This window comes from Mucilaginibacter defluvii (assembly GCF_039543225.1).
GTDB classification, from domain to species: Bacteria; Bacteroidota; Bacteroidia; order Sphingobacteriales; family Sphingobacteriaceae; genus Mucilaginibacter; species Mucilaginibacter defluvii.
Map to the genome: position 1 here is coordinate 1601253 of NZ_BAABJI010000002.1, position 26457 is coordinate 1627709.

General features: G+C 44.5%; 25 protein-coding genes and 2 tRNA genes. 20 read left to right on the top strand and 7 right to left on the bottom strand.

The annotated features are described in order from the left end of the window. The first annotated feature begins 3 nt into the window (after positions 1 to 3). Both araA and ABD960_RS13235 read left to right on the top strand, forming a co-directional pair. Positions 4 to 1494, top strand: coding sequence for an L-arabinose isomerase (araA, locus tag ABD960_RS13230; protein WP_345331634.1), 1491 nt, complete (start codon positions 4 to 6; stop codon positions 1492 to 1494). 75 nt (positions 1495 to 1569) lie between these two features. Further along, positions 1570 to 3270, top strand: coding sequence for a sodium:solute symporter family transporter (locus ABD960_RS13235; RefSeq protein WP_345331635.1), 1701 nt, complete (start codon positions 1570 to 1572; stop codon positions 3268 to 3270). A gap of 54 nt (positions 3271 to 3324) precedes the next feature. On the opposite strand, the gene ABD960_RS13240 is transcribed toward ABD960_RS13235, so the two are convergent. Then, complete coding sequence (locus tag ABD960_RS13240) at positions 3325 to 4740, bottom strand: hypothetical protein (RefSeq protein ID WP_345331636.1); 1416 nt, start codon at positions 4738 to 4740, stop codon at positions 3325 to 3327. A 109-nt stretch (positions 4741 to 4849) separates the two neighbouring features. Here ABD960_RS13240 and ABD960_RS13245 point away from each other — a divergent pair, with 109 nt between their 5' ends. The 9 genes from ABD960_RS13245 to ABD960_RS13285 all read left to right on the top strand — a co-directional run bounded on the left by ABD960_RS13245 (position 4850) and on the right by ABD960_RS13285 (position 13589). Next, a complete protein-coding gene (locus tag ABD960_RS13245) occupies positions 4850 to 5431 on the top strand; it encodes an HPP family protein (protein WP_345331637.1) in 582 nt (193 codons plus the stop codon). A gap of 100 nt (positions 5432 to 5531) precedes the next feature. Further along, a complete protein-coding gene (locus ABD960_RS13250) occupies positions 5532 to 6416 on the top strand; it encodes an oxidoreductase (protein ID WP_345331638.1) in 885 nt (294 codons plus the stop codon). Between the two features lie 68 nt (positions 6417 to 6484). Next, entirely contained in the window at positions 6485 to 7288 is an 804-nt protein-coding gene (locus tag ABD960_RS13255) for a helix-turn-helix domain-containing protein (protein ID WP_345331639.1), read from the top strand. A 60-nt stretch (positions 7289 to 7348) separates the two neighbouring features. Then, a tRNA-Arg gene (locus tag ABD960_RS13260) sits at positions 7349 to 7420 on the top strand. A 99-nt stretch (positions 7421 to 7519) separates the two neighbouring features. Continuing rightward, positions 7520 to 8161, top strand: coding sequence for a hypothetical protein (locus ABD960_RS13265; protein ID WP_345331640.1), 642 nt, complete (start codon positions 7520 to 7522; stop codon positions 8159 to 8161). 84 nt (positions 8162 to 8245) lie between these two features. After that, positions 8246 to 8803 carry a hypothetical protein gene (locus tag ABD960_RS13270; protein WP_345331641.1) on the top strand — a complete coding sequence of 186 codons (558 nt, stop codon included), beginning with the start codon at positions 8246 to 8248 and terminating at the stop codon, positions 8801 to 8803. Positions 8804 to 8882: 79 nt separating this feature from the next. Then, complete coding sequence (locus tag ABD960_RS13275; RefSeq protein ID WP_345331642.1) at positions 8883 to 9569, top strand: GNAT family N-acetyltransferase; 687 nt, start codon at positions 8883 to 8885, stop codon at positions 9567 to 9569. A 179-nt stretch (positions 9570 to 9748) separates the two neighbouring features. Continuing rightward, complete coding sequence (locus ABD960_RS13280; protein WP_345331643.1) at positions 9749 to 11485, top strand: phospho-sugar mutase; 1737 nt, start codon at positions 9749 to 9751, stop codon at positions 11483 to 11485. Between the two features lie 115 nt (positions 11486 to 11600). Then, positions 11601 to 13589 (top strand): PAS domain S-box protein, encoded by a 1989-nt coding sequence (locus ABD960_RS13285; protein ID WP_345331644.1) that lies wholly within the window; start codon positions 11601 to 11603, stop codon positions 13587 to 13589. A gap of 33 nt (positions 13590 to 13622) precedes the next feature. Here ABD960_RS13285 and ABD960_RS13290 read toward each other — a convergent pair whose 3' ends face one another. Both ABD960_RS13290 and ABD960_RS13295 read right to left on the bottom strand, forming a co-directional pair. Beyond that, positions 13623 to 14468, bottom strand: coding sequence for an SPFH domain-containing protein (locus ABD960_RS13290; RefSeq protein ID WP_345331645.1), 846 nt, complete (start codon positions 14466 to 14468; stop codon positions 13623 to 13625). Between the two features lie 22 nt (positions 14469 to 14490). Further along, positions 14491 to 14670: a hypothetical protein gene (locus ABD960_RS13295; RefSeq protein WP_345331646.1), complete on the bottom strand. Its 180-nt coding sequence runs from the start codon at positions 14668 to 14670 to the stop codon at positions 14491 to 14493. Between the two features lie 220 nt (positions 14671 to 14890). Between ABD960_RS13295 and ABD960_RS13300 the strand changes: the two genes are divergently transcribed. Together ABD960_RS13300 and ABD960_RS13305 are read left to right on the top strand one after the other, a co-directional pair. Continuing rightward, positions 14891 to 15631, top strand: a complete 741-nt coding sequence (locus ABD960_RS13300) for a proteasome-type protease (protein ID WP_345331647.1) — start codon at positions 14891 to 14893, stop codon at positions 15629 to 15631. A 13-nt stretch (positions 15632 to 15644) separates the two neighbouring features. Next, positions 15645 to 16490 (top strand): transglutaminase-like domain-containing protein, encoded by an 846-nt coding sequence (locus ABD960_RS13305; RefSeq protein WP_345331648.1) that lies wholly within the window; start codon positions 15645 to 15647, stop codon positions 16488 to 16490. Here ABD960_RS13305 and ABD960_RS13310 read toward each other — a convergent pair. Together ABD960_RS13310 and ABD960_RS13315 are read right to left on the bottom strand one after the other, a co-directional pair. After that, the gene (locus ABD960_RS13310; protein WP_345331649.1) at positions 16487 to 16888 is read right to left on the bottom strand and encodes a transmembrane 220 family protein; all 402 of its coding nucleotides are present in this window, start codon (positions 16886 to 16888) and stop codon (positions 16487 to 16489) included. The two genes, ABD960_RS13305 and ABD960_RS13310, sit on opposite strands and share 4 nt — an antisense overlap. Positions 16889 to 16912: 24 nt before the next feature. Further along, on the bottom strand, positions 16913 to 17272 hold the full coding sequence (locus ABD960_RS13315) for a cupin domain-containing protein (protein ID WP_345331650.1): 360 nt from the start codon (positions 17270 to 17272) through the stop codon (positions 16913 to 16915). Between the two features lie 79 nt (positions 17273 to 17351). Between ABD960_RS13315 and ABD960_RS13320 the strand changes: the two genes are divergently transcribed. Both ABD960_RS13320 and ABD960_RS13325 read left to right on the top strand, forming a co-directional pair. Beyond that, positions 17352 to 17855 (top strand): TspO/MBR family protein, encoded by a 504-nt coding sequence (locus ABD960_RS13320; RefSeq protein ID WP_345331651.1) that lies wholly within the window; start codon positions 17352 to 17354, stop codon positions 17853 to 17855. Between the two features lie 44 nt (positions 17856 to 17899). Beyond that, on the top strand, positions 17900 to 18430 hold the full coding sequence (locus ABD960_RS13325; RefSeq protein WP_345331652.1) for a hypothetical protein: 531 nt from the start codon (positions 17900 to 17902) through the stop codon (positions 18428 to 18430). 12 nt (positions 18431 to 18442) lie between these two features. Here the strand turns inward: ABD960_RS13325 and tamL are convergent, their stop codons facing one another. Next, positions 18443 to 20782: a translocation and assembly module lipoprotein TamL gene (gene tamL / locus ABD960_RS13330; protein WP_345331653.1), complete on the bottom strand. Its 2340-nt coding sequence runs from the start codon at positions 20780 to 20782 to the stop codon at positions 18443 to 18445. A gap of 44 nt (positions 20783 to 20826) precedes the next feature. Between tamL and ABD960_RS13335 the strand changes: the two genes are divergently transcribed. The 3 genes from ABD960_RS13335 (at position 20827) to ABD960_RS13345 (ending at position 21902) form a co-directional block, all read left to right on the top strand. Continuing rightward, positions 20827 to 21576 (top strand): TrmH family RNA methyltransferase, encoded by a 750-nt coding sequence (locus ABD960_RS13335; protein ID WP_345331654.1) that lies wholly within the window; start codon positions 20827 to 20829, stop codon positions 21574 to 21576. 49 nt (positions 21577 to 21625) lie between these two features. Next, positions 21626 to 21696, top strand: a tRNA-Cys gene (locus ABD960_RS13340). A gap of 35 nt (positions 21697 to 21731) precedes the next feature. Next, positions 21732 to 21902 carry a spore protein gene (locus ABD960_RS13345; protein ID WP_228950374.1) on the top strand — a complete coding sequence of 57 codons (171 nt, stop codon included), beginning with the start codon at positions 21732 to 21734 and terminating at the stop codon, positions 21900 to 21902. A gap of 38 nt (positions 21903 to 21940) precedes the next feature. Here the strand turns inward: ABD960_RS13345 and ABD960_RS13350 are convergent, their stop codons facing one another. Continuing rightward, on the bottom strand, positions 21941 to 22978 hold the full coding sequence (locus ABD960_RS13350; protein WP_345331655.1) for a quinone-dependent dihydroorotate dehydrogenase: 1038 nt from the start codon (positions 22976 to 22978) through the stop codon (positions 21941 to 21943). A gap of 194 nt (positions 22979 to 23172) precedes the next feature. Here ABD960_RS13350 and abc-f point away from each other — a divergent pair, with 194 nt between their 5' ends. Further along, entirely contained in the window at positions 23173 to 25083 is a 1911-nt protein-coding gene (gene abc-f / locus ABD960_RS13355) for a ribosomal protection-like ABC-F family protein (RefSeq protein ID WP_345331656.1), read from the top strand. A gap of 69 nt (positions 25084 to 25152) precedes the next feature. Then, the gene (locus ABD960_RS13360) at positions 25153 to 26418 is read left to right on the top strand and encodes a type IX secretion system plug protein (protein ID WP_345331657.1); all 1266 of its coding nucleotides are present in this window, start codon (positions 25153 to 25155) and stop codon (positions 26416 to 26418) included. The last annotated feature ends 39 nt before the right edge of the window (positions 26419 to 26457 follow it).

A 26457-nucleotide genomic window follows, 5' to 3' on the forward strand; every position in this document is an offset into this window, starting at 1 on the left:
AACATGATCGATTTAAAAACACTTGAGGTTTGGTTTTTAACCGGAAGCCAGCATTTATATGGCGAGGAAACACTGAACCAGGTTGCCGAACACTCTAAGCAATTAGCTGCCGCGCTTGACAGTGCCGGCCAGATACCCGTGCGCGTGGTTTACAAACCTACTGTTAAAACTACTGAAGAAATTTACGCAACCATACAGGAAGCCAATATTGCGGAAAATGTTATTGGCATTATTACCTGGATGCACACTTTTTCGCCTGCTAAAATGTGGATTCGTGGCCTGAGCATTCTTAAAAAACCGATGCTGCACCTGCATACGCAATTTAATCGCGATATTCCGTGGAGTTCAATTGATATGGACTTTATGAACCTTAATCAAAGCGCACACGGTGACAGGGAATTCGGCTTTATGGTATCGCGTATGCGCAAAAACCGTAAGGTTGTGGTTGGACACTGGCAGGATGAAGAAGTATTGACCCAGATAGGGTCGTGGACACGCGCCGCCGCCGGCTGGCACGATTGGCAGGGCGCAAAATTTGCCCGCTTTGGTGATAACATGCGCTATGTGGCCGTAACCGACGGCGATAAAGTTGAGGCCGAGTTAAAATTCGGGTTCGCGGTAAACAGCTATGGCATTGGCGACCTTGTGGCACTGATTGACAGCGTTACACCGGAAGCGGTTGATCAATTGCTTAACGAATATGAAAGCACTTATACTCTTGCCGATGATTTGAAACGTGGCGGCGCGCAACATTCGTCAGTTTACGAAGCAGCTAAGATTGAGCTTGGCCTGCGCAAGTTTTTAGAAGATGGTAACTTTAAAGGCTTTACCGATACCTTTGAGGATTTGCATGGCATGGTACAATTGCCGGGCCTTGCCGTACAACGCTTGTTAGCTGATGGCTATGGATTTGCCGGCGAGGGCGACTGGAAAACCGTTGCGCTGGTACGTGCCTTTAAGGTTATGGGTAGCGGCCTGCCGGGCGGCAATGCCTTTATGGAAGATTACACTTATCACTTCGACCCGAACAATGCGCTGGTATTAGGCTCGCACATGCTGGAAGTTGATGCTTCATTGGCAAGTGGCAAAGCAAGTTTAGAAGTACATCCGCTGGGCATCGGCGGCAAAGCCGACCCTGCAAGGCTGGTATTTAACGTAGCCGGTGGCGCCGCGTTAAATGCATCGTTGATTGATATGGGCAACCGTTTCCGTTTGTTGGTGAATGAGGTTGAGGCTGTTGAACCGCAAAATGACCTCCCGAACCTGCCTGTTGCCCGTGTATTATGGAAACCACTGCCTGATATGAAGACCGGCTGTGCCGCATGGATTTACGCCGGCGGCGCACACCACACCGCCTACAGCCAAAACCTTACTGCCGAAATGATTCAGGATTTTGCCGACATGGCCGATATTGAGTATTTACGCATAGGCAAAGACACTACTATCGAAAGCTTCCGTAACGAACTTCGCTGGAACGAAGTAGCTTACAAATAATTATATTAGCAGGCCGGCATTTCAGGATGGGATTTTGAGTGCCGGCCTTTTAACCAATTTTAACCCTAATTTTTTATGAGTAAATTCTCAACTATTGATATCGTTGTGTTCGTTATCTACTTTGTGTTGGTAACGGGCTACGGTATATGGGTATACCGCCTTAAACGAAATAAGGGCGTATCCGATTCAAAAGACTTTTTCCTGGCCGAGGGATCGCTCACCTGGTGGGCTATCGGCGCATCACTTATCGCTTCCAACATCTCAGCCGAGCAATTCATCGGCATGAGTGGTAACGGCTTTGTGGTAGGTATTGCCGTTGCGGCTTACGAATGGGTGGCGGCCATCGCGCTCATCATCGTGGCTGTATGGTTTATACCGGTGTATCTTAAAAATAAGATATTTACCATGCCGCAATTCCTGCAAACCCGGTACAACGAAACCGTGAGTTTGATCATGGCTATCTTTTGGCTGTTTTTATATGTGTTTGTAAACCTTACCTCTATCCTGTACCTGGGCGCCCTTGCTATTGATAATATTGCCGGCGGCGGCTACTTTCACCTCATCATCATCGTGATGGCCATTTTCGCGTTGGTTATTACACTTGGTGGTATGAAGGTTATCGGCTTTACCGATGTTATTCAGGTATTGGTATTAATTATCGGAGGTTTGGCAACAACCTACATTGCGTTAACTCTGGTAAGCGAGCAATTTGGCTTGGGTAAAGATGTATGGGGTGGTTTTACAGCCATGATGAAAGACGCGCCGGACCACTTTAAAATGATCATCGAAAAACCAAAACCTGGCGCCTCGCAAAGCGATATAAACAAATACCTGATGCTGCCGGGCATCGCCATGTATTTTGCCGGCCAGTGGATAGTGAACCTGAACTATTGGGGCTGCAACCAGTACATTACCCAACGCGCTTTAGGCGCCAATTTACAAACGGCGCGTACCGGTATTTTATTCGCAGGCTTTTTGAAACTGGGTATGCCGGTTATTGTAATGCTGCCGGGTATTGCTGCATATGTACTTTACAAAAATGGTGGTATACAGGCTGAAATGGCACCTGGCGGCCACTTCAATGCAGACAACGCTTATTCGGCCATTTTAGGTTTTTTACCTACCGGATTAAAAGGCCTTTCACTGGCTGCATTAACCGCGGCTATTGTGGCCTCATTAGCGGGTAAAGCTAACAGTATCTCAACTATTTTTACGCTGGATATCTACAAGAAATATATCAACCGTGAAGCAGGCGAAAAGAAACTGGTTATAGTTGGCCGTATCACCATAGCTGCTGCCATGGCGCTATCTATATTACTTACCTGGAAAGACTTGTTAGGCATTGGGGGTGAGGGTGGTTTTACCTTCATCCAAAAATATACAGGCTTTATTAGTCCGGGTATATTTGCCATGTTCCTGCTGGGTATGTTCTGGAAACGTACTACCGGCGCGGCGGCTATCGCGGGTATCCTTACCGGTTTTGGCATGTCGGTACTGTTCAACAACTATGCCCCTAAGCTGTTTGGTAACGAAACCTTTTTGTACACCGCTTACCCTAAAGGTGATGGTACTTATGAAATACCGTTCCTGATTTGTATGGGCTTATCCTTCCTGTTCACCATGATCGTGATGGTACTGATCAGTCTTCGCGGCCCTAAGGTGAACCCGAAAGCTTTCGTGCTGGATACATCCATGTTCAAGGTTGCCCCTTCAACACTGGCCCTTATTGTTTTAACGCTATTAATGATCACAGCGCTTTACGTGCGCTTCTGGTAAAATTTTGTTCCGTTCAATAATCGAGAGGCAGTTCCTGTATATCAGGGCTGCCTTTCAATTTGCGCCGGGTTTGTTCCAGGTTTGCGGCGGAATAACCGGGTTGATGCGGAAATTTGAATACTGTGTAGATAATTGCTGCTTACCGGCGGTATTCAATTCGGCATAAGGCATTAATATACCATCCGTTTGCCTGAAGTCGGAATAAACGGTAGTCAAAGGCACCTTGGTCGCCAGGTCACCCGAGGCCGACATTTGTCCTTTATCATTTATAATGAACGCGTACCGCTTACCATTCTGCATACAAACTATCGCGGTACCTGCCTTGCCTGTTTTAACACTCTCTATGGTTAAAGCCTCAATCTCTGATTTGCGCAAGCCTAAAATACCGGTGTAAAATGATGTACGCATTTCATTTATACGCGTGGTAGTTAGCGGAGCTGTTCGTCCGCCCTGCCACTCCCAGCCGCTGCCGCCTTCCAGTTGTTGCACCTGTAATAGTTTGCCGCCTTTGCTCATCTCCAGGCGCAGGCGCTCTCCGGTTACAGCAACATAACCTGTAACGGATATACCTTGTACGGTTGCCTCGAAAGTGATCGTCTTCACGTTATCAAGTTTGGTGCCGCCGTGGGTAGCATTGGCTTTAAGCAGCATTGCTTTTGCATCAGCTATATTACCAGATGCTCCGGTGTTTGCGTTACTATTGTTGGCAGATAAACGCCTCTTACTTTTAGCAGACGAAGAGGCTGACCGCTCTGCCGCCATTTCCTTTTCATCCTTCATAAAATAAATATCGCCATCAATAACCGCCATCACTGGTTTTTCCGCCGGGCGATAATAGAAGGAGTGTGTTTGTGTTTTACCGTCATCAAAACTAAGCGTAAGTACACCCTTGTTTATTTTGTAGGCACCCACCCCCTCTTTTTTATTGGTACCGCCACCGCCTATACCATCACCGGCTATAACGGATGTATTTTCGCTATTGGTACTAAAACGGCCTTTACCATCAAAATACAATCCACGGGTAGATGATGTGCCCACGAAGGTAGTTCCGGTGCCCATGCCACCCATACTGCTCAATTTTTTAAATTCCAGAAAACCTTTAGGCACGCTGCTATCCATGGGTTGCCTGAACAGGATGAAGCTGCCCGCATCTATCTTATCAGCGCTTTGTATCTCATAGTCAGAAACATCGCCATCCTTACTGAATTTCAAGGTCAGCTTTTTACCGGAAATAGTATAGCGCCCGGTGGTGCGCTTTTGCCAGTCGGGTTTATCAAGCTCATCATTAAATGTTCCATCGGGCCTAAAGAGGTACACCTCGTCAATACGGTTCATGCCACCTCCCGGCGTTACCGAGGGCATCAGTTTTACACCGGCGTAAACGCCATTTAATGTTTTTGTTTGGCCATTTACAACATCGGCAAAAAGCAGGGTGCACCACACCATCATGGCCAACCGGAGTATCCGCATATATGTCATAACCGTTTTAACAACAACATTTAAAACCTTGTTTAAGCAAATAAATTAATTAACATGGCAGCTACATTTTCTCATAACCTATTAAATTTGCAATGTTTTTATGAGAAGAATAATTCAGCATCACGCAAAAAGAGCCAAATACATCATCTACAAAGAAACACTTATTGATTTCAGGGAGCATTTATGGACGTTCATCGGCTCGTTCTTGGGCATCGGTATCATCGGCTTTTTAAACAGCAAATACTTCACCGCTTATGACAATCTTTTCCTGATCGGCTCGTTCGGTGCATCATCCGTGTTAATTTACGGGGCCATTAATAGTCCGCTGGCGCAACCGCGAAATTTAATCGGCGGGCATGTGGTTTGCGCCATTATCGGGGTAACCATTCATAAACTCATTCCGGGCGAGCTTTGGCTTAGCTGCGCGTTATCGGTATCATGCTCCATTGTTGCCATGCAGATCACTAAAACATTACATCCGCCGGGTGGCGCTACGGCACTGATCGCCAACATCGGCTCTGCTAAAATACACGCGTTAGGTTACTTTTATGTTTTTTGCCCGGTATTTTTAGGTGTAGTGATATTGTTTATAGTAGCGGTAATTTGCAATAACGCCACCTCGCACCGCAGTTATCCGCGAAATAAGCATTGGTATAAAATATGGTTGCGCGAGTATAAGTAAAAAGATGATGAGCTTTTTAACAAAGCAAACTTGAGCCACTCAACAAAACGCGTAGCTTAATAACGCCATACTTTTGTGTTGTACTTAAATAAAACAGACAATGACAAAAATATGGTTTATAACAGGCAGCTCCCGCGGATTAGGGCGCAGCCTGACCGAAGCAGTTTTAAAAAGCGGCGATAAAGTTGCCGCTACAGCACGTAACGCCAGTCAGTTGGATGATCTGGTAAAACAATATGGCGAACAGCTATTACCGGTACAGTTAGACGTTACCGATTATAAACAGGTTTACCAGGCCGTAGCTGATACTGTTAAACATTTTGGCCGGATTGATGTGTTGGTGAATAATGCGGGTTTCGGAATTATTGGCGCGGCCGAAGCTTATACCAATGAACAGGTACGCAGCCAATTAGAAACCAACCTTTATGCGCCTATTGAGATTACCCGCGCGGTATTGCCTTACATGCGGCGGCAAGGCAGCGGGCGCATATTGCAGATCAGCTCTATTGGCGGGCGTGTAGGCAACCCGGGGCTAACCATGTACCAGGCTGCCAAATTTGGTTTAGGTGGTTTTACCGAAGCACTGGCCAAAGAGGTGGCCCCGCTGGGTATTTACGTAACGAGTGTTGAGCCCGGCGGTTTCCGTACAGACTGGGCCGGCGCATCCATGACCTATGCGCCCGAAATAGCCGGTTACGATACTGTTAAACAGCGTACCGACTTTTTCAAAAGCGGAGATTTCATCCCCGTTGGTGATCCCGATAAGGCGGCAAAGGCTATGGTCGACCTGGCTATACACCCTAACCCACCCGTACATTTAATACTGGGCAGCGAGGCCATCGGCATCCTGAAAAACGCCAATGAAACACGCGACGCCGAGATGGAGGCATGGCTGCCGGTAAGCCTGTCAACCGACCATGATGATGCAGCTGACTTTTTAGATACCCCGCAGGGGCAGTGGTATACTAAAAACAACAAAAAGTAATTCTGATATTTGTATAGTGGGCATGCGGTACCTTACCGCGTGCCGACTGCTTTTTTATAATTTTGATAATGGCCGATACGAGATCACCCATAACCTACTCCTGCTATTACAGCTGCAACCGCTCAGGCGAGCAGTTTGTACCTGAGCATGTGCTGAGCTACCAGATATCGGGCACGCTTACCGTAAATAACGGCGATAAGGATTTTATATTCAATGAGGGCGATTTCCGCTTTGTCAGGCGCAATCAGTTACTCAAATTTATTAAACAGCCACCGCCTGACGGTGTATTTAAATCCGTATCGATATACCTTGACCAGGTTGCGCTGCAAAACTTTAGCCGCAAATACGGGCAGAACGCCGGGCATAGCAAAACCACAATAGCTGATCCGGTTATACAATTAAGCGGCGATTCGTTTTTGAAGGCGTTTATGGACTCGCTGATACCTTACATTGAGGGCGATCAGCCTGCTGACACACAACTTGAAATACTTAAACAATGTGAAGCGATTATGCTGTTGATGCGCGCACACCCTGAACTGAAGGATATTTTGTTTGATTTTAGCGAGCCCGGCAAAATAGACCTCGAGGCTTTTATGAATAAAAACTTTCACTTTAACGTTCACCTTAATCGCTTTGCTTACCTTACCGGGCGTAGCCTGGCTACATTTAAACGCGATTTTGAACATATATTTCACACCTCGCCAAGCCGCTGGCTGCAACAACGCAGGTTACAGGAAGCCTATTTTATGCTGAAGGAACAAGGCAAAACCGCATCAGATGTATACCTTGATGTAGGGTTTGAGGATCTGTCACATTTTTCTTTCGCTTTTAAAAAAGCTTATGGCGTGCCGCCTTCAAAAATTGCGGGATAATAACAATCAGGTGTTTTTATTATCACAACGGAAAAGAAATAAATTTATATTTGCGCCACTGTTCCCGTAGTTCAATGGATAGAATGTCAGATTCCGGTTCTGATGATATGAGTTCGAATCTCGTCGGGAACACTGGGTATAAGCCTCTCTTTTAAAAGGAGAGGCTTTTTATTTTATTTTGTGTTAAACCCAAACAGCGTTTTATAATCCTATCCATATATCAACCGAACCATGACCACGATAGTTATACGCTCCTGCCTTTTATCATTATTATTCATTTTAATTACCTGCGGTTTCAGCAAAGCAGAAAACAATATTAAGATAGATGCCGATTTATCTCGCGGTGCCGTCCGCATCAAATCTGTTTATCTGATAGATGCGGGAATAACGGTTTATATTGACAACCTTGGCCGCTTGCGCGATGTTTATGCAGATAATACCGACAGTTATTACGACCCCATACATACCGAAGATACCTTCAGCTTCGGCGAGGTTGAATATTACCCGCATGACTATATTTTTGATGAATTAAGCGACCGCTTAAAGCGAATAGGCAATTTAAACATTACTTATTATGACCGTTTCAGTTGGGATGAGCTGCGGGGTAAAATCAAATCCATTGGCAACGTAAACTTTACTTATTATGACCGTTTTGGTTGGGACGAAACCAAAGGGCTGATCAAATCAATCGGCAATGTGAACATTACTTATTATGATCGCTTTGGCTGCGATGAGGATAAGGGAAAGATTAAAAGCATAGGCAACACAACATTTACTTATATGGGACGGGCTGTTCAGGTTAACGGCTACGACAAAAACGGGGTGCTAAATCTTCGCCGTTCGGACGCAAGACAATCAGCCTTTGTTGATTGACCTTTATCCGGCTGCTAACATATGTTATTGAATTTTATAGAAATACTTAGACCTTTTTGTAATTTAGCAAAAACTTTACCTGTCATGTTAAAAAAATATTCTCTTCGTGCCATTACCTTATTGATCCTGGTATTCACTTTTGCATCATGCAAAAAAGAAACCGTTATTATACGGGAAGTAGTAAAAGAGGAAGAACCTGAGCCAGAGGAAAAACAAATTACCGCTTATAAGGACGTTGTAGAAAAACTCTTAGGCCGCTGGAAAGTAGACGAGATATTTTTTGATTATAAAGACGAAAACGATAAGGTTGTTTTTAAATCATCCACAATCGGCTGGGGATACTTAACGTTTTATGATAACGGAAAAGTTTTTATGGTATCTGACCGACTTAATACAGGCGGTTACACTACTGAGGACTATGGTTTAAAAAAACCGGCGGACAAGTATATTTTAAGTATACGAAATTTCAAAGTGATGACTGGGGTTGGTTCGACAAATGCCTCATTACAAATAGAAAGTTTTACAGAAAACAGGATTTCATTTACTGACAAGTACGCCGATGTATATTATTATGATCAAAATAACGTGCTTAAAACGGCTAAAACTGTAGCTATTCATTTCACGGTTAATCGTGTTTATTAGTATTGTGCTGCAATTATCAACACCAGCCAATCAACAGCGAACCCAAAAAGTCAAATGATTTTTTAATAGTTTCGCCCCCATGATCGATGTTCTTGAAAACCCGGCTTGGCATGCGCTGTTAACCGGTAATTCGCTACTTGCGCTCGGCAGCGACCAAGTAAAGTTTTTTGATGAAGAGGTATCGCCGTTTGTTGGCTTGGAAAACAATACCACTGATAATTTTACCGAATTAGCCAACCTACTGCCTAATGAGCGTGTTTGCGTTTTTATTGACCCTGCACAAATCAGCGTTCCCGCCCCATGGTCACTTTTAAATTGTGTAGAGTGTTACCAAATGGTTTTTAACGGCAAGGCTGTTGAACATACAGGTGAAATTAAGGTAGTTGATTTAACCGATGAACATGTTCCGCAAATGTTAGCGCTTACACAAGCAACCAATCCGGGGCCATTCTCCCAGCAAACCATACGGTTCGGACATTATAAAGGAATTTTTGACGGTGATAAACTGGTGGCCATGGCCGGCCAAAGGCTTACGCCGTCGCCATACGCCGAACTTAGCGCGGTTTGCACGCACCCGGATTATTTGGGTAAAGGCTATGCCAAACTATTGTTAATGAGTCAGGTTGAGCGGTTGTTGAAATCAGGCGGTGTACCCTATCTGCATGTAAGGCATGACAATGAACGGGCCATCAGTGTTTATAAAAGTTTAGGGTTTGAAGTAACCCGCAAACTGTTTTTCCATGTGATAAAAAAAGCTAAAACGTAGTCAGCATCGGGCACTTACTAAATTTGTAAAAACTTTCTTTTACCATCACAAAAACTTAATGCAAAAGGTGATTGTTAAGGCTTTCAAAAGCTAAAAAAACTCGCCATATTAGCACTTCTGCTGGCTTTGTAGCTTAATTGAACATTGCTTATAGTTTAATAATCCAAAAACATCACCATATGCAGGAAATTGATCCTATCATCCTACAAAAAGTTAACACCTGGCTCGAGGGAAATTACGACGAGCAGGTAAAACAGGATATCCAGAAATTGCTTGACGATAAAGCCTACACCGAGCTTACCGACTCGTTTTATAAAGATCTTGAATTTGGCACCGGCGGTTTACGTGGTGTTATGGGTCCGGGTTCAAACCGTATTAATAAATACACCATAGGCTCTGCCACACAGGGCCTGGCCAACTACCTGAAGAAAACTTACCCTAACGAGCAGGTTAAGGTAGCCATTGCGCACGATAGTCGTAACAACTCCGATCTGTTCGCGCGTATTACCGCCGAAGTGTTTTCGGCCAACGGCATTTACGTTTACTTTTTTGAGGCGCTGCGCCCAACGCCCGAGCTATCATTCGCCATCCGCACACTCGGCTGTAAAAGCGGTGTGATGCTTACCGCGTCTCACAACCCTAAGGAGTACAACGGTTATAAAGCTTACGGCGAAGATGGCGGACAATTTGTATCACCAGCCGATAAGGCCGTGATGGACGAAGTTGCCGCGATCAAAAGCATCGACGAAGTTAAGTTCGAGCGCGTTGACAGCAACATCGAACTAATCAGCACCGCTATTGACGAGCAATACCTGCAAAAGATAGTTACCCTGTCGGTATCTCCGGAGGCTATTAAACGTCAAAAAGACCTGAAGATTGTTTTCTCGCCCATACATGGCACAGGCATTACCTTGGTGCCAAAAGCGCTGGAGTTATTTGGCTTTGAAAACGTGGTGCTGGTTGAGGAACAATCAACTCCTGATGGTAATTTCCCTACGGTGGTTTACCCTAACCCCGAAGAAAAAGAAGCCCTTACCCTCGCTCTTAAAAAAGCGCAGGAAGTGGATGCCGACCTCGTGCTGGCAACTGACCCTGATGCTGACCGGGTAGGTATCGCTGTAAAAAACACTGATAATGAGTTCATCCTGCTAAACGGTAACCAAACCGGTAGTATGTTGATCAATTATTTGTTAACCGCCTGGCAGGAAAGCGCTAAGCTAACCGGTAACGAATACATCGTTAAAACCATTGTTACCTCAAACCTGATTGAAGCTATCGCCCGCGAAAAAGGCGTTACCTACTATAACACCTTAACCGGCTTTAAATACATTGGTGAGCTGATGACTAAGTTTGAAGGCAAACAAACCTTTATTGGTGGCGGTGAGGAAAGCTATGGTTACCTGGTAGGCGAGTTTGTACGCGATAAAGACGCCGTTGTTTCCGCAGCGTTTATTGCCGAAATGACCGCCTATTATAAAGATAAAGGCAGCAGCTTGTTTGAGGCATTGCTGGATACTTATATTAAATACGGCTTCTATAAAGAAAAGCTGATATCGATCACCAAAAAAGGTAAAACCGGTGCCGAGGAGATTAAGGCCTTGATGGAAAAATTCCGTAATAATCCGCCTGCTACGTTGGGTGGCTCAAAAGTTATTACGCTGAAAGATTACGAACTGCGCGTTGAAACCGACCTGACCAGCAATACAACTACACCTATTGAATTGCCAAAGTCGGACGTGTTACAATTTATTACCGAGGATGGCAGCATCATTTCAGCACGCCCGTCAGGTACCGAGCCTAAAATTAAATTTTATTGCAGCGTAAACGGTAAGCTTGAAAGTAAAGAAGCCTTTAAGCAAACCGACGAAAAGCTGGAAGCTAAGATTGACGCTATCATGCATGATCTGGGCGTATAAGTAGATAAGGCGATAGAAATAAGGCATTTGCTTAATTGCAGATGCCTTATTTTTTAAAAAGAAATATTTTATATTTACACACAACACCAATTTCAGATTTTCTTTTTCGCCACACATGATAGAGATGGATGGAGCAGTTAACACCGGGAATCCGGCAGCGGCCTTGATTAACGGTTTGCCCGTAGCTGTTTACATATGCGATAATGAAGGGTTTATAACTACTTACAACGAGTTTGCAAAACAACTCTGGGGAAGCAAACCTGTTAACGGCGAAACCCGCTGGTTGGGTAACGTCAAAACTTACACGCTTGATGGAATGCTGGTATCGCCTTGTCAAAGTCTGTCAGCGCACAGCTTATCTGCACAAACAGATGCCCTTGAAAAGAAATTCATACTTGAACGCGCTGACGGCAGCCGTAAATACATCAACCATCATACATCGCTCATACGTGATAATGAGGGATTAATTTCCGGTGTTATTAATACCCTGATTGACATTACTGCGCAAAAAGAGGATGAAGGTAAACAGGCCATGCTGGCAGCCATTGTTACCTCGTCTGATGATGCCATTATTAGTAAAACCCTTGATGGAATTATCACCAGCTGGAACCATGCCGCCGAGAAACTTTTTGGCTATACCGAACAGGAAGCCATAGGCCGATCTATCACCATGCTGATACCTGACGATAGATTGAGCGAGGAAGAACATATTATAAACCAGGTAAGCAGCAGCCAGATTGTTGACCATTTTGAAACGCTGAGACAGCATAAAACCGGCAGGCTTATACCACTTTCGCTAACCATATCTCCGGTTAAAGATACCAGCGGTAACATTATCGGCGCATCAAAAATAGCGCGCGACATCAGCAAGCAAAAGCAGGCAGAGCAACAGTTGCAGCATTACGCCCGAAACTTGGAAATACTGAATTCTTTCGGAAAATCCGTGGCTGAAAACCTTGATGTACAAACCATATTGCAAAAGGTTACCGATGCCACTACGCAATTAACCGGAGCAGAGTATGGCGCGTTCTTTTACAACAAGCTGAACGAGAACGGCGAGGCGTATATGCTGTATACGCTATCAGGCGCACCCAAAGAAGCATTTGAAAAACTGGGCATGCCACGCAATACGGATGTATTTAAAACTACGTTCAGGGGCGAGGGTATTATCCGCGTTGATGATATAACTAAAGACCAAAGATACGGAAAATACGCCCCGCACCACGGTATGCCGAAAGGGCATTTACCTGTTACGAGTTACCTGGCGGTACCGGTAATATCTAAACATGGCAGTGTAATAGGTGGCTTACTATACGGCCATAGTAAACCCGCTATGTTTACACAGGAGCATGAGCAGTTGGTTGATGGCATCGCGGCACAAGCTGCGATTGCTTTAGATAATGCTAAGTTGTACGAAGAGATCAGCATAATTAATGCCCGTAAAGATGAATTTATCGGCCTGGCCAGTCACGAGTTAAAAACGCCGGTTACGACGATCAACGGCTACCTGCAAATAATCGAAAGATCATTAGCGGGCAGCGACCGCAACGCGGGTTTTATAACAAAGGCACGGGTGCAAGTAGGCAAACTAAGTAATCTGATTTCGGATTTGCTTGATGTATCAAAAATCATAACAGGGCAGTTACCCCTATCATACGCCACATTTAATTTAACGGATTTACTGGCGGAGTGTACCGAGGTTATGCAGCAAACCTGCACTACGCACAATATAACTGTTGAACAGCCTGAAGAGCCCATTATTGTTAACGCCGATCAGCAGCGTATTGAGCAGGTTATCGTCAACCTGTTATCAAACGCAATTAAATATTCGCCGCAGGCTAACGAGGTCCTCGTTAAGCTAAACCATAATAACGGACAGGCCACTGTCTCGGTTCAGGATTTCGGTATGGGTATCGATCCTAATGATCAAAAGCACATCTTCTCCCGTTTTTACCGGGTGGAGCATGTAGCAGCGCATATATCCGGCCTTGGTATAGGCTTATACATCTGCAACGAGATCATCAACCGGCACGGCGGCCATCTTTCGGTAAACAGCCAGTTAGGGCATGGCGCTACCTTCTCTTTCCAAATCCCGTTAAATTAAAAAGCTCCGGGTTTATCCGGAGCTCCTAAGTGTTTATTCTTTAGTAATATCTTTAAACAATTGCGGTACGGTACCATAAGTGGGCAGCTGGCCGTTCCACTTCTCAATCATGCGGGTTTGTACCAGCAGCGGTGTAAGGCTTTGCTGCCTGAGTTTGTTGGCTTCTGACTCGGCGCGCGCTTTAATTAGCAATGCCGCGGCTTCTCCTTCGGCCTTAGCCTTACTTACCTGCGCTTCGGCAATGGCTTGTTTGGCTTCGTTCTCGGCTTTTAAACGCGCTTGTATCGAGGCATTCTTTTCGTCGATCATCCTTCTTAATGATGTCGGCGGCGTAATGGCTGAAGTAAGCTGATCGTACACAAAACCATCCTTAGCCAGGTTTTTGGTAAGCAGCGCTTGAATCTTATCTTCAAAGCGCTCCCGGTTGCTCATCACACTGTCTGATGTAAAACTGTTGGCCACTATACGATAAGCATCATATATAGTGTTGCGCATAAATTGCTGCTCAATTTCGCCAAGCGGCTTGCGGTACTGCCTGTAAATTTGTGGTACCAGGTTAGCGTTAACATGGTAATTTAGCTTAGGGTCTACCTGAAACTCGGCGGCATCTTTAGTAGTAATAACAAAGGGCTCATAATCCACATTTTGCGTATAAGTCGGAAATTCCACAATCTTGGTTGTCCAGGTGTTATACCACACACGGCCGGTTACAATAGTGATGTTATCCACGCCCCTGTCGGTACCGTACAGGTTAATTTTTATGCCCACGTTACCGGCATCAATGTTTTCGTAAGTAAAAGGTTGAATAAACAGGGCGACAACAAGTAAAATCACTACACCGCCAATGCGAAACACGCGTTTAAGGTTATTAGGTTCCATTAAAAAAGTAAAATATAAGTTATTAAGTTAGTTTACGATAGATATAGCGAATAATGTAAGCCACAAACAACAACCCAACCAGCGCCTGAAATATGCCTATGCCCACATATAAATTGCTCGGCTTTGATATGTTTGCAGCTGCCCAGGAGAAGAACAGGGTGGCAAGTATTACGTCCGCTATGAGTATCAGAATATGCTTCATATGTAAAATTACTGATTACTATTTTAATAAAACGGTTAATCTGTATCTTTGGATTGTGTTTTTTCTGTTTTCATAAAAGCACGCAATACCGAGCCGGGTCCCGCCTGACCCGGCTTACTTTTTAGATAGCCGTTCGGGCGCGATGTTACATCGTTAATAAAATCATCTTTTTTAAGTTTAAATCGTTAATTTGGGCTAAGCACCAAACGCATATTATTACATGACCTACTGCTTAGGAATAAAAGTTAAGGAAGGGCTGGTAGCTATAGCCGATACCCGTATTACATCAGGTACAGAAACTACTAACAAAAAGAAAGTTACGATTGAACAACGGGATGATTTTTCGCTTTTTATAATGACCAGCGGCCTGCGCTCCGTACGAGACAAGGCCATGGTATATTTTAACGAGTTGCTGGACACGCAGGAATTTAACAAACTATACAAGGCCGTTAACGCCTTTGGTGAGCAGGTAAAACGCGTTGCATTTGAGGATGGCGCCGCACTTGAAAAGGCGGGTTTCAAATTTGATTTGAATACCATCATAGGCGGACAATTGAAGGATGACGCCGAGCATAAGCTTTACCTGCTTTACCCTGAAGGTAACTGGGTAGAGCTTGGGCAGGGCGCGCCATATGTGGTGATCGGCAACTCCGGCCATGGCAAAGCAATACTGAACCGGGTGCTGAGCGAAAATTCAAGTATGCGGCTGGCGCTTAAAGCCGGTTTTTTGTCGTTTGATTCAACCCGCGTAAGTTCCAATAATGTTGATTATCCGATTGACGTTGTTCTATATAAAAAGGACAGTTACGAACTGATTGAACAACGCTATGAATCGCGTGATCTGGACGCCATATCGGCACAATGGGATGACGAACTGAAGAATGCCCTGGTAAATGTATCTGAAGACTGGATGAATATAGCCTTTGATAAACTACCGATAGAAAACAAAAATACACATTAAGCATTACGACAACATGAAATTTAAAGTACAGGCTGAAATGACCTACACGGCAAATACAGCCGGTACGCTTATATTAAATATCCATGCCTTAAATACTCTTTCACAAAGCATCCTGATTGAAGAGTTAAGCATTGCCCCGCAGATAGATCATGAAGAATTGAAAGATATTGCCGGAGAAAACCGGCTGGCACGCCTGCAAATAAATGAGCCTGGTAATATTGCCATAAGCTATCACGCCACAGTTGATAACCATTGGCAACTGGTTGATATGACCGGCGTAAAGGAAACACCCGTACATCAACTGCCGCCGGAGGTATTAACCTACCTGCATCCCAGCAGGTATTGCCAATCCGACAAATTATTCAGGCTGGCGCATAATATGTTTGGTGATGTAGATAACCCGTTTGTAACCGTGCTTAACATGGCGGAGTGGATTTATACCAATGTACAGTACCTTAGCGGCTCAACCAATTCAGAAACATCAGCCTTTGATACGGTTACCGAGCAGGCCGGCGTTTGCCGTGATTTTGCGCACTTAGGCATTGCGCTTTGCAGAGCGCTTACCATTCCCGCACGCTATTTTACCGGTTATGCATACAAACTTTACCCGGCAGATTTTCATGCCTGTTTCGAGGCCTACATAGGCGGCAACTGGATATTATTTGATGCCACTAAACTGGTGCCGCTTAACGGAATGGTGAAGTTAGCCACCGGCCGCGATGCTGCCGATGCGGCGTTAGCCAATATATTCGGCGAGATAAATTTTAACACCATGCTGGTTAACTGCACGCTTGCCGACGATGGCTTTGTTCCGTTTTACTACACCCAGGGCAGCATGCAGGGCATCAGCTATAGTTAAAAGGAGTACTTGTTTCCGGGCAATCGCCTGCTTTTAATTTTATAATGGATAAAATTAATGAGCAATACCACCCAGCAGATAATCAGGCCAAAAAACTCACGCGCTTCCTCAATCCAGGGCTTGGTGGCTTTCATGGTTTGTACTAGGCTTTCCTCGTCGTGCTGTGTTACCCAATCTATTACGCCGTTGCTGTCAAACAACTTGTATATAGCATAAGCCAGGTAACCGGTTAGCCCTATGTAATACATTGCCGGATAATAGTTTCCCCTAATGGCGAAAAAGCATATCAATGCCGGGTACAAATACAATGGCACCCATAAATAAGGGTCAGGATCATTATACTGTAAGCCGGCAGAGACCACGAATAGTATAATAAATATGATATTAAATATCTTCATACGGAGAAAGATGCAAGCCTTTACTTATTTATCGGGAACAAAGTTTATTTCATCATTTTTATCAAAAGCAATGTACGCCCGTTTCCATGGGTCGTTGCCCAGCATCTTCCAGCGGTGAGCCGTTCCGGTGGTATCCAATGCGATGAGCACCTCACCGGGGGAGAGTGTAAACTTTTCGCCTAATCGTGTTTCAAACTCCAGCGTACCGGTCAGCGTAATTACGTATTGCTCGGTAGGCGCGTTATGCCAATCATATGATGAACCTGGCGCGGTTTCGCGAAAGCGTATGCTGCCCGCCTGGTGTAATTCATTTTCAACTAAAGTACCCTTTATAAAATGCGAATGTCCGTCATCGCCGGTATAGAGTTTAATAGCCCTTATCATGCTTAAAATATTACTAATGCTAAAGTACAATAATACCGCAAACTTAAGTAGGGCACCATCTGTTGAATAAAATTATAGTATGAACACATTAGCGCAACAACAACCGCGCGGCCTGCAATGGAGCGCGCTCATTATTAGCATAGCGATAACGCTGGCCATAGGCTTTACGGCTTCTTACTTTACCCGGCCCGAAATTCCGGGATGGTATGCCGGTTTACAAAAGCCATCGTTCAGTCCGCCTAACTGGCTGTTCGGCCCGGTGTGGACAATGCTTTACATCTTCATCGGTATTGCGGCTTACCTTGTATGGCAACGCCGCGACGGCAGCACAGCCTATAGCAATGCCCGCAAGATTTATATAGCTCAGCTTGCGCTTAACTTCTCTTGGTCGATAGTGTTTTTCGGCCTGCACCAAATGTTGGGTGCATTTGTGGTGATCATCCTGTTACTCATCAGCATTATAGGTTGCATGGTGTACTTTTCGCATTTCAGCAAAACGGCGGCATTGCTGCTTATACCCTACCTTTTATGGGTGAGCTTTGCCTCGGTATTGAATTTTAGTATTTATTTGCTTAACAAATAGCGCAAAACACTATTTTTAGTTGCCGAAACCAGCCGGCTGCATACATGAAAAAACTACTACTCCTTTGCATAGCATTATTGGCGTTTACTACCTCATTTGCTGATACCATATCCATAGATCACTTTGCGATTGTAGAAAACCCTTTCGCACAGGATGAAGTGGCCGTTCAGGCTACAGATTCATTAGGTAAAGTGCGCGAGAGTATTAACGGCACCTTCAACTTTACAATGAATGGGTTTAATGAGACGTTACAGTTTGATAAAGGCACTGCATTTTACCGCCATAAAATAGATAAATCCACCTTTTTATATGCCAAGCATGTTAACGATAACGGCACCCACTCCATTTTATACTATGTTTATAAAAATGGCAGTAAACTGGCTCCGTGGCATATAAGCTGGGTATTGCTGCTGGCTATACCTTGCGCGCTGATATTGTTAGCTTATATGTTTAAGCGTTTTATCATTATCGCGGTCATCATCTTCATAATCTTCTTTTACTTTAACCACCATAATGGTTTAAGCATGGGCCGCTTTTTTGAAAGTATAGTGGATGGCCTTAAAGGTTTGTTTTAACAAATCTTTGCTTTAGAATGGCAACCCTACACCAAAGTTCAGCTGCATAAAACTGTATCCGTCGCCCAGAATGTTACCATCCGTATCAACACCGGTTTTATTGGCCTCTTTGTAAGCCCGCTTAAAGTCGCCGGTACGGAACAGTTCGTCGCCATGTTTAAGCAGCACCCATTGGTCTGACCCGCTGAACTGCGGATCCTTAAACTTCAGGCCAATATCAAAACGAAATACGAAGAATTGTAAGTCAAAACGCAAACCTGTACCAATGCCAATGGCAGTTGAATTCCAAAGGTTACCTAAACGAAATTCACCATTCGGACTCTCTTCCTGCTTTTTCAATCGCCAAACGTTACCAAAATCCATAAAGAAAGCGCCCTTCAACTTTGAGCCAAAGAAGTTGTTTGCCAGCAGATAGCGATACTCCGCATTGCCTACAATTTTCACCTCGCCTACCTGGTCAATGTACCGTAACTGGCTGCGCAGCGTATCGGCAATGGCGTTGCTGCCGTAGCTGGCGCGGTTAAATTGCCCGGGACCTAAAGTACGCGGCAACCACGCTCGTATGTCGTTTGCGCCCCCGGCATAAAAGTTCTTTTCGAATATCAGTTCGTCGCTATTGCCATAGGGTATACCAACGCCGGGGTTTATACGGAAGATAAACTGCCGCTCGTGCGAAAAGCTACGGTATAAACGCAGGTCAACCTCCGTTTTGGCATATTGCGCGTAATTATACCCGAATAAGGTGCGGCGGCCGGTGCTATCGGGCTTGGTGTTAAACACATGGCTTAGCAAACTGAACGCATTTCCACCTACATCGAGGCTCCCCCTGAAGTATAGAAAATCCGTCAGCCAGTTTAACTTGTTGGCATTAAGCTGATAGGTGTACTGGCTTCCCGAAGTAAGTATGGTACGCCCGATAAGATAAATATAGGAAAACCTGTTTTGACTCAGCAACAGCCGGTAAGCAGTTGGATCAATAGTACCGCGTGAAAACTCAATAAATAAAGGCGTAATGGTATGGCGCTTGTCGGGCGTTTCAAAGAAATCGTAAGTGATGGAATTCACAAAGCTTTGCCGTTTAACAAGGCCCTTTTGGTAGAATAGCTGATAGTTACTGGCAAAGGTGGTGTGCGGCACCCCGTACTTGCCTAATATCGGCGCCCTAAAAGGCAATATCAGCCTTGGGTAGCTCAAGCTCAAACCGACTTTGAAATCCTGATTCTCGATACTACCCCGCGACGCGGAATTACTACCATTATCAAACAACACGCTCCAGTTTATTTTAAGCTGCAATATAGCGGCCTGCTTAAACATGTTACGGTTGGTAAATGTATTACCAATGTTGTAACCATACCGCCCGCTGCTAAACAGAAATTCGCCCTCAATACGGTCGTTCATCCGCTTAAGCGGGATAATGTCTATCCGGGTATCCAGGCGGTTACTGCTGTCAGCCAACTTGGTATAGGTAGGGTTAGGCACGTTACGAAAAACGTTCAGTTCAGAAAGACGAGCCGTGGTAAGCTGCTGGCGGTCTATATTATACAGTTCGCCTTTTTTCTGAAAAACGTAATCGGTTACGGTTCGCGGTTTAAAGCGGCCGGAGTAATCAACAAACCTGAACTGCGTGTCAACCTGTAATGTATCTGCCTGCCCGGTTGTACGCCCGGTACTTCGCGCAATGGTTATCAGCGTGTTATTGATCTTATATATGGGATGTTCCTTTTTTCCCGCCGGGTTATCAATAATCATTTTAACATCAACAACACTGTTATTATAGGTTGAGTCATAATCGTAGCTGATATATTGGCGGTAAAAATCATAATATCCGTTACGTTTCATAACGGTGTATAGCTCGTCACGGTCGTAAGCCAGGCTATCCCTATCAAACCGGCTTCCCGGTTTTACGTGGGCTTTGGCTTTGTAACCTTCGTATAACGAGCGTACGCGGCTATCGCCAATGCTATCCTTATAATTACGTACATGGAACATCGGCCCCTGTTCGGCAGTAAAAATCAGCTCTGCTTTTTTCTTTTTAATATGGATGCTATCCTTAACCTTGGCTTTTAGGTAGCCCTTATTCTGCAAAAACTTTTCCATTTGCAGGCGCGAGTACTCAACGAGGCTGCTATCCAATATCGCTGGGGGTTCGCCAATATTCTTTTTTCCGTTTTTGCTGAAAAGGTAATAAAATTGCAGGTTAAGCCAGTTATTCGGCTGCTGTTCTTTATCAACATAATTCAGCGCAAGGTCCTTATAGTCATCATCAACACCCTTTATGGTGATCTTACGCACGAGTGCCTGATCGTCCTTCAGCTTACGGGTTAAACTACAGCCCGAAGATATTATGAGCAAAAGAATGGTTAATATTGTAAGGCGATAATTAGCAGGGGGAATGTATGCTTTCAAAATCTCAGATCAATTTATTAAAATCCTTACAACATAAAAAGTTTAGAACCGAGCATGGCTTGTTCCTTGTTGAGGGCCACAAATCGGTTAATGAATTTGCCAATTCGCACTATCAGATTGACACGGTTTTTCAAACGTATACATCCGACCCAAAATTGCTGAATTTATCGCAAAAAATAAACATCCAGCAAATATCGCTAAATGACCTTGAAAAAATCAGCTCGTTAAAAACGCCGCAGGATATTGTCGCGCTGGTAAAAATACCCGATTGGCCCGCACTTAGTAACCAAAGCTTAGGCAAAAAGTTTTCAATTGTTTTAGATGGTATACAGGATCCCGGTAACCTGGGCACCATTATACGCACGGCAGATTGGTTTGGCTTCACCGACGTGATCTGCTCGTTAGATACAGCGGACGCTTATAACCCCAAAGTAGTACAGGCCAGCATGGGCTCATTATCGCGCATTAAAGTACATTACGTTGATATTGAAGCATTTTTAAAGCAAACGCAACTACCTATATACGGCGCATTGCTGAACGGCAGCAACATTTACAGCACTCAATTTGGCAACGAAGGGTTGGTGATTATGGGCAACGAGGGTAACGGAATAAGGCCATCGGTTGAACGATTAATACAAAAAGCGATAACCATCCCAAAGGCCGGGCAGGCTGAATCATTGAACGTTGGCATAGCCACGGCCATATTTTGTTCAGAAATAAAAAGAAATACATTGAAATAAAGTTGGTAGTCAATAAAAATATTTGCTACTTTTGCGTTCCTTAAAAAATGGTCGGGTGGCCGAGTGGCTAGGCAGAGGTCTGCAAAACCTTTTACAGCGGTTCGAATCCGCTCCCGACCTCACAGGATTATTAAAGTATTAAAAAATTAAGTATCATGGGCGTTACTCGTTTAAAAAGAAAAGATAGAAGAAATAAAACTTTCTCACGTTTGGAAGTTCAATTCCTGAAACTGGCTACTAACCTGCAACCAGGCAGCCGTTCAGCGCAATCAACTAAAGATCAGTTAGCTAAAAACAACGAAGTTTTAGCAAGCCTGAGCAAATAAGTAAAAGATACCTTATTGAAATAAAGAAATCCTGTTGGTTATACCGACAGGATTTTTTTGTTGATACGCTTGATAAGCCCCGGCCCCTCGTATATAAAGCCGGTATATAACTGCAGCAGCGAAGCGCCGGCATTCAGCTTTTCTATAGCGTCATCCGCAGAGTGTATACCTCCTACTCCGATAATCGGAAAAGCGCCGTTTGATTTTTTATGCAGATAAGAGATCACTTCAGTTGAGCGTTTGGTTAAGGGCTTGCCGCTCAAACCACCGGTTTCACCTTTATATTTTCCTCTCAACCCATCACGACTGATGGTGGTATTGGTAGCGATAACGCCCGCTATTTTAGTTTCGGTAACTATCTCAACAATATCGTTTAGCTGATCGTCGGTTAAATCAGGTGCTATTTTTAGTAATATTGGTCTGCTGATACTATTTTTATTATTGCGTTGTTGCAGGGTATTTAATATATGCATCAGCGGCTCCTTCTCTTGCAGCGCACGTAAACCGGGGGTATTGGGCGAGCTTACATTCACCACAAAGTAATCAACCACATCAAAAAGCCTGTCGAAGCATTTGATGTAATCGCTTACCGCATCCTCATTAGGGGTAACTTTATTTTTACCGATGTTGCCGCCGATAATAACTCCCTCCTGCCCCTTTGGTCGGTTTTTGCGGTAGGCGGCCAAACGAGCGGCAACCACATCAACACCCAGGTTATTAAAACCCATACGGTTTATCAGCGCCTCATCTGGCGGCAGGCGAAACATGCGCGGCTTAGGGTTACCCGGCTGCGGTAACGGCGTTACCGTACCTACCTCAACAAAGCCAAAACCTAAGTTGGCCATTTCGGCTATTACTTCCCCATTCTTATCGAACCCCGCCGCAAGGCCTACCGGATTAATGAATTTTAAGCCAAACACTTCTTTTTCCAGGCGCTTATCCTTCATATCCCAAGTGGCACGACTAACAGCCGCTCCGCCGGGAAATTTATTGAACCTGCGCAGGTTGCGGGTAACAAAGTAATGTACCTTTTCCGGGTCAAACTGAAAAAGCAATGGCTTAAGTAAACTATACATGCCGCAAAGGTATTGTATTATGCTTTAAGCTAAAAGGAAAAGAGAGCATAAACCTAAAAGACCAAAGCCGAAAGCTAATATCTAAAATTAAGCTACGAGTTGTTATGAGGTTTTTTACTACTCAAAAAGCTTTCATCTTTGGTCTTTCAGCTTTCTATTATAGACTGCCTCAAAAATCGTATCTTTGCGCCCAAATGATCGCGATAAATAATCTTACGTTTGAGATAGGTGCAAGGAAATTGTATGACGAAGCTAACTGGCATATTAAACCCGGTGAAAAAATAGGCCTTATTGGCGCTAACGGAACCGGCAAAACCACGCTGCTGCGTATGATAGTGGGTGAGTATAAACCTACATCAGGCACTATATCAATGGCGAAGGATTTGACGCTGGGTTATCTGAACCAGGATCTGTTGTCGTACGCGTCAGACAAGAATATTCTGCATGTGGCTATGGAGGCTTTTGAACGCCAAAATCAACTGCATACCGAAATTGAGAATCTGCTCAAAAAGCTGGAAACAGATTACAGCGAAGATCTTTTACATAAACTGAGCGACAAGCAGACTGAATTTGAGGCGCTTGATGGCTATAACATTGAATACAAAGCCCACGAAATATTAGCGGGTTTGGGTTTCAGCGAGGCTGATACACACCGCAAGCTCAGCACCTTTTCAGGTGGATGGCGTATGCGTGTGATGCTGGCTAAAATTCTGTTGCAAGCTCCGGATATTTTGTTACTGGATGAGCCTACCAACCACCTGGACTTACCCTCTATACAATGGTTAGAGCAATACCTGAAAGATTTTGAAGGCGCTGTGATCATCGTATCGCACGATAGGTGGTTTTTAGATAAAGTAATTAACCGTACCGTTGAATCGCGCAAAGGTAAGCTTACCGTTTATGCTGGTAACTACTCTTTTTATCTGGAAGAAAAAGCGTTGCGTGAGGAAATTCAGCGTGGCGAATTTAAAAACCAGCAATCAAAAATACGTCAGGAAGAGCGCCTGATCGAGCGTTTCCGTGCTAAAGCATCCAAAGCTAAAATGGCACAATCACGCATCAAGATGCTTGATAAAATGGAGCGTGTGGACGATGTGGATGATGATAATCCAACGGTTAACTTCACCTTCCGTTTCTCCAAGCAATCGGGCAGGCACGTGGTAACCCTTGAGGATATCACTAAAAAATACCCGGCTATCGATATTTTAGATCATGCAGAGGCGGTGATTGAAAAAGGCGACAAAATAGCACTGATTGGTGCTAACGGCCGTGGTAAGTCAACCCTGCTGCGCATTATTGCCAATGCCGATAAAGATTATACCGGAACGGTAACCACCGGCCATAATGTTACTACTACCTTCTTCGCGCAGCACCAGTTAGAATCGCTGCACCTGGAGAATGAGATACTGGCCGAGCTGCAATCATTCGCGCCAAAGCATACCGATACAGAACTGCGTACCATTTTAGGCTCATTCCTGTTTACGGGTGATGATGTATTTAAAAAGATCAAAGTGCTTTCGGGTGGTGAAAAATCGCGCGTGGCTTTGGCCAAAGCGCTTACCGCCGATGCCAACTTTTTGGTACTGGATGAGCCCACCAACCACCTGGATATACAGTCGGTAAATATATTGATACAGGCCATACAACAGTACGAAGGTACGGTGGTAGTGGTATCGCACGACAGGTATTTCCTGGATAACGTAGCCAACCGGATCTGGTATATTGAGGATCAAAAGATCAAGATCTATCCTGGCACATATGCCGAGTACGAGGAATGGAACTCAAAACGCAAGTTTGAAAAGGCACCTACCACCCCTCAACCTAAAAAGGAAGAGAAAAAACCTGAACCGGTTAAACAACAGGGCGACGACAAAAACCAGCAGTTAAAAAAGCTGAACCAGGATCTGGGCAAAATGGAAAAGCAAATAGCCGACCTTGAAAGCGAAGTAAAGAAACTGGAGAACCACCTTGCCGACGATAAAATTTATTCGGACCAAAACCGTTTAAAGCAAACCAACACAGCGTATCAGCAAAAAAAGAATGAACTGAGCACTGTAAAAGAAAAATGGGAAGCTTTAGCTGAGCAGATATTGGAGTTGGAGTAAAGCTCAAACCCCTCCAAAAAGATTGCCCCTCCAAACCTCCCCAAGGGGAGGCTTTATTTGTTTGCAGTTATGAAAGGATTAGTATTTTTTTTATCTGTTTTTCTTTTTCACTTAACTGCTTATGCTCAACAATATACTGATAGCGTTTATCGCCCTAGTATAAAAAGCATTGAGCTTTATAACCAGGGCAAGGCGGGTTCATTGCCGGTTATTAACCTTAACTCGGGTGATAAACTTGTGCTTGGTTTTGACGATCTGACCGGCCAAACCAGTAATTTTTATTATACCCTGGAGCATTGCGATGCGTTATGGAACTCCTCTCGCCTCGCTCCTGCCGAATACCTGCAAAGCTTTACCGAAGATCAGATTATAAACTATAAATACTCCTCGGGCACCTACCAAAAATATGTGCATTATGAGATCATCTTCCCAAACAATAACGTCATCCCCAAATATGCGGGCAACTACATTTTAAAGGTGTATGAGGATGGCGATCAGCAAAAGCTGGTGTTTACCCGCAAATTATATGTGCTCAACTCAAGGGTATCTGTAAGCGCCAATGTGGTACCATCAAACAATGTACAATACCGGCAAACTAATCAAAAGCTGAATTTCACGGTTGATTACGGTCAGCTACGCATACAAAACCCGGCTACGGATATGCGGGTGTTAGTGATGCAGAATTACCGCAGCGATGCCAGTGTTTTAAACCGCGAACCTAACACCATCCGCGGTACGCAATTGGTTTACAATAACGTTAACACGAATGATTTTGCGGGCCGCAACGAGTTCAGGTATTTTGATATGCGCTCGCTTAAAACCGGCGCACATGGCATAAACCGCATTTATCAGGACACCGGCTTTTCAGTTCAATTAAATACTGATGCTAACCGCAACGGACAGCCTTACGAGTTTCAGTTTGACAACAACGGCAACTTTTTTATTCTGAACCAGGACGGTACCGACCCTCGGGTTGATGCGGATTATGCCCGTGTATATTTTAGTCTCGATGCGCGTAGAAGCGCTGCAGAAGGCACCCCTTATGTAATTGGCCGCTTTAACAATTTTAAGCCTGATGCTAACAGCACATTAAAGTTTGACGCAGCCAGTGGCCGGTTCACCACCATGTTGCTTTTAAAACAAGGCGTATATGATTATGATTATGTCTGGATGGATAACGCCACTAAAAAAGCGGATGATACCGTTATTGAGGGCAGCCATTTTGAAACGGGGAACGACTATCAGCTGTTTATTTATTACCGCCCGCCCGGTGCCCGCTGGGAAGAGCTGGCCGGCCTACAGCAAATAAGCACAACCAAAAACCAAAACCGGTAGCTTGCGTTAATTGCTATATTTGCAGCAACATCGCCCAAT

Bases quoted from the DNA above. Each gene is read 5' to 3' on its own strand.
- araA (WP_345331634.1), top strand. From the start codon at position 4: ATGATCGATTTAAAAACACTTGAGGTTTGGTTTTTAACCGGAAGCCAG.
- ABD960_RS13235 (WP_345331635.1), top strand. From the start codon at position 1,570: ATGAGTAAATTCTCAACTATTGATATCGTTGTGTTCGTTATCTACTTT.
- ABD960_RS13240 (WP_345331636.1), bottom strand. From the start codon at position 4,740: ATGCGGATACTCCGGTTGGCCATGATGGTGTGGTGCACCCTGCTTTTT.
- ABD960_RS13245 (WP_345331637.1), top strand. From the start codon at position 4,850: ATGAGAAGAATAATTCAGCATCACGCAAAAAGAGCCAAATACATCATC.
- ABD960_RS13250 (WP_345331638.1), top strand. From the start codon at position 5,532: ATGACAAAAATATGGTTTATAACAGGCAGCTCCCGCGGATTAGGGCGC.
- ABD960_RS13255 (WP_345331639.1), top strand. From the start codon at position 6,485: ATGGCCGATACGAGATCACCCATAACCTACTCCTGCTATTACAGCTGC.
- ABD960_RS13265 (WP_345331640.1), top strand. From the start codon at position 7,520: ATGACCACGATAGTTATACGCTCCTGCCTTTTATCATTATTATTCATT.
- ABD960_RS13270 (WP_345331641.1), top strand. From the start codon at position 8,246: ATGTTAAAAAAATATTCTCTTCGTGCCATTACCTTATTGATCCTGGTA.
- ABD960_RS13275 (WP_345331642.1), top strand. From the start codon at position 8,883: ATGATCGATGTTCTTGAAAACCCGGCTTGGCATGCGCTGTTAACCGGT.
- ABD960_RS13280 (WP_345331643.1), top strand. From the start codon at position 9,749: ATGCAGGAAATTGATCCTATCATCCTACAAAAAGTTAACACCTGGCTC.
- ABD960_RS13285 (WP_345331644.1), top strand. From the start codon at position 11,601: ATGATAGAGATGGATGGAGCAGTTAACACCGGGAATCCGGCAGCGGCC.
- ABD960_RS13290 (WP_345331645.1), bottom strand. From the start codon at position 14,468: ATGGAACCTAATAACCTTAAACGCGTGTTTCGCATTGGCGGTGTAGTG.
- ABD960_RS13295 (WP_345331646.1), bottom strand. From the start codon at position 14,670: ATGAAGCATATTCTGATACTCATAGCGGACGTAATACTTGCCACCCTG.
- ABD960_RS13300 (WP_345331647.1), top strand. From the start codon at position 14,891: ATGACCTACTGCTTAGGAATAAAAGTTAAGGAAGGGCTGGTAGCTATA.
- ABD960_RS13305 (WP_345331648.1), top strand. From the start codon at position 15,645: ATGAAATTTAAAGTACAGGCTGAAATGACCTACACGGCAAATACAGCC.
- ABD960_RS13310 (WP_345331649.1), bottom strand. From the start codon at position 16,888: ATGAAGATATTTAATATCATATTTATTATACTATTCGTGGTCTCTGCC.
- ABD960_RS13315 (WP_345331650.1), bottom strand. From the start codon at position 17,272: ATGATAAGGGCTATTAAACTCTATACCGGCGATGACGGACATTCGCAT.
- ABD960_RS13320 (WP_345331651.1), top strand. From the start codon at position 17,352: ATGAACACATTAGCGCAACAACAACCGCGCGGCCTGCAATGGAGCGCG.
- ABD960_RS13325 (WP_345331652.1), top strand. From the start codon at position 17,900: ATGAAAAAACTACTACTCCTTTGCATAGCATTATTGGCGTTTACTACC.
- ABD960_RS13335 (WP_345331654.1), top strand. From the start codon at position 20,827: ATGCTTTCAAAATCTCAGATCAATTTATTAAAATCCTTACAACATAAA.
- ABD960_RS13345 (WP_228950374.1), top strand. From the start codon at position 21,732: ATGGGCGTTACTCGTTTAAAAAGAAAAGATAGAAGAAATAAAACTTTC.
- ABD960_RS13350 (WP_345331655.1), bottom strand. From the start codon at position 22,978: ATGTATAGTTTACTTAAGCCATTGCTTTTTCAGTTTGACCCGGAAAAG.
- abc-f (WP_345331656.1), top strand. From the start codon at position 23,173: ATGATCGCGATAAATAATCTTACGTTTGAGATAGGTGCAAGGAAATTG.
- ABD960_RS13360 (WP_345331657.1), top strand. From the start codon at position 25,153: ATGAAAGGATTAGTATTTTTTTTATCTGTTTTTCTTTTTCACTTAACT.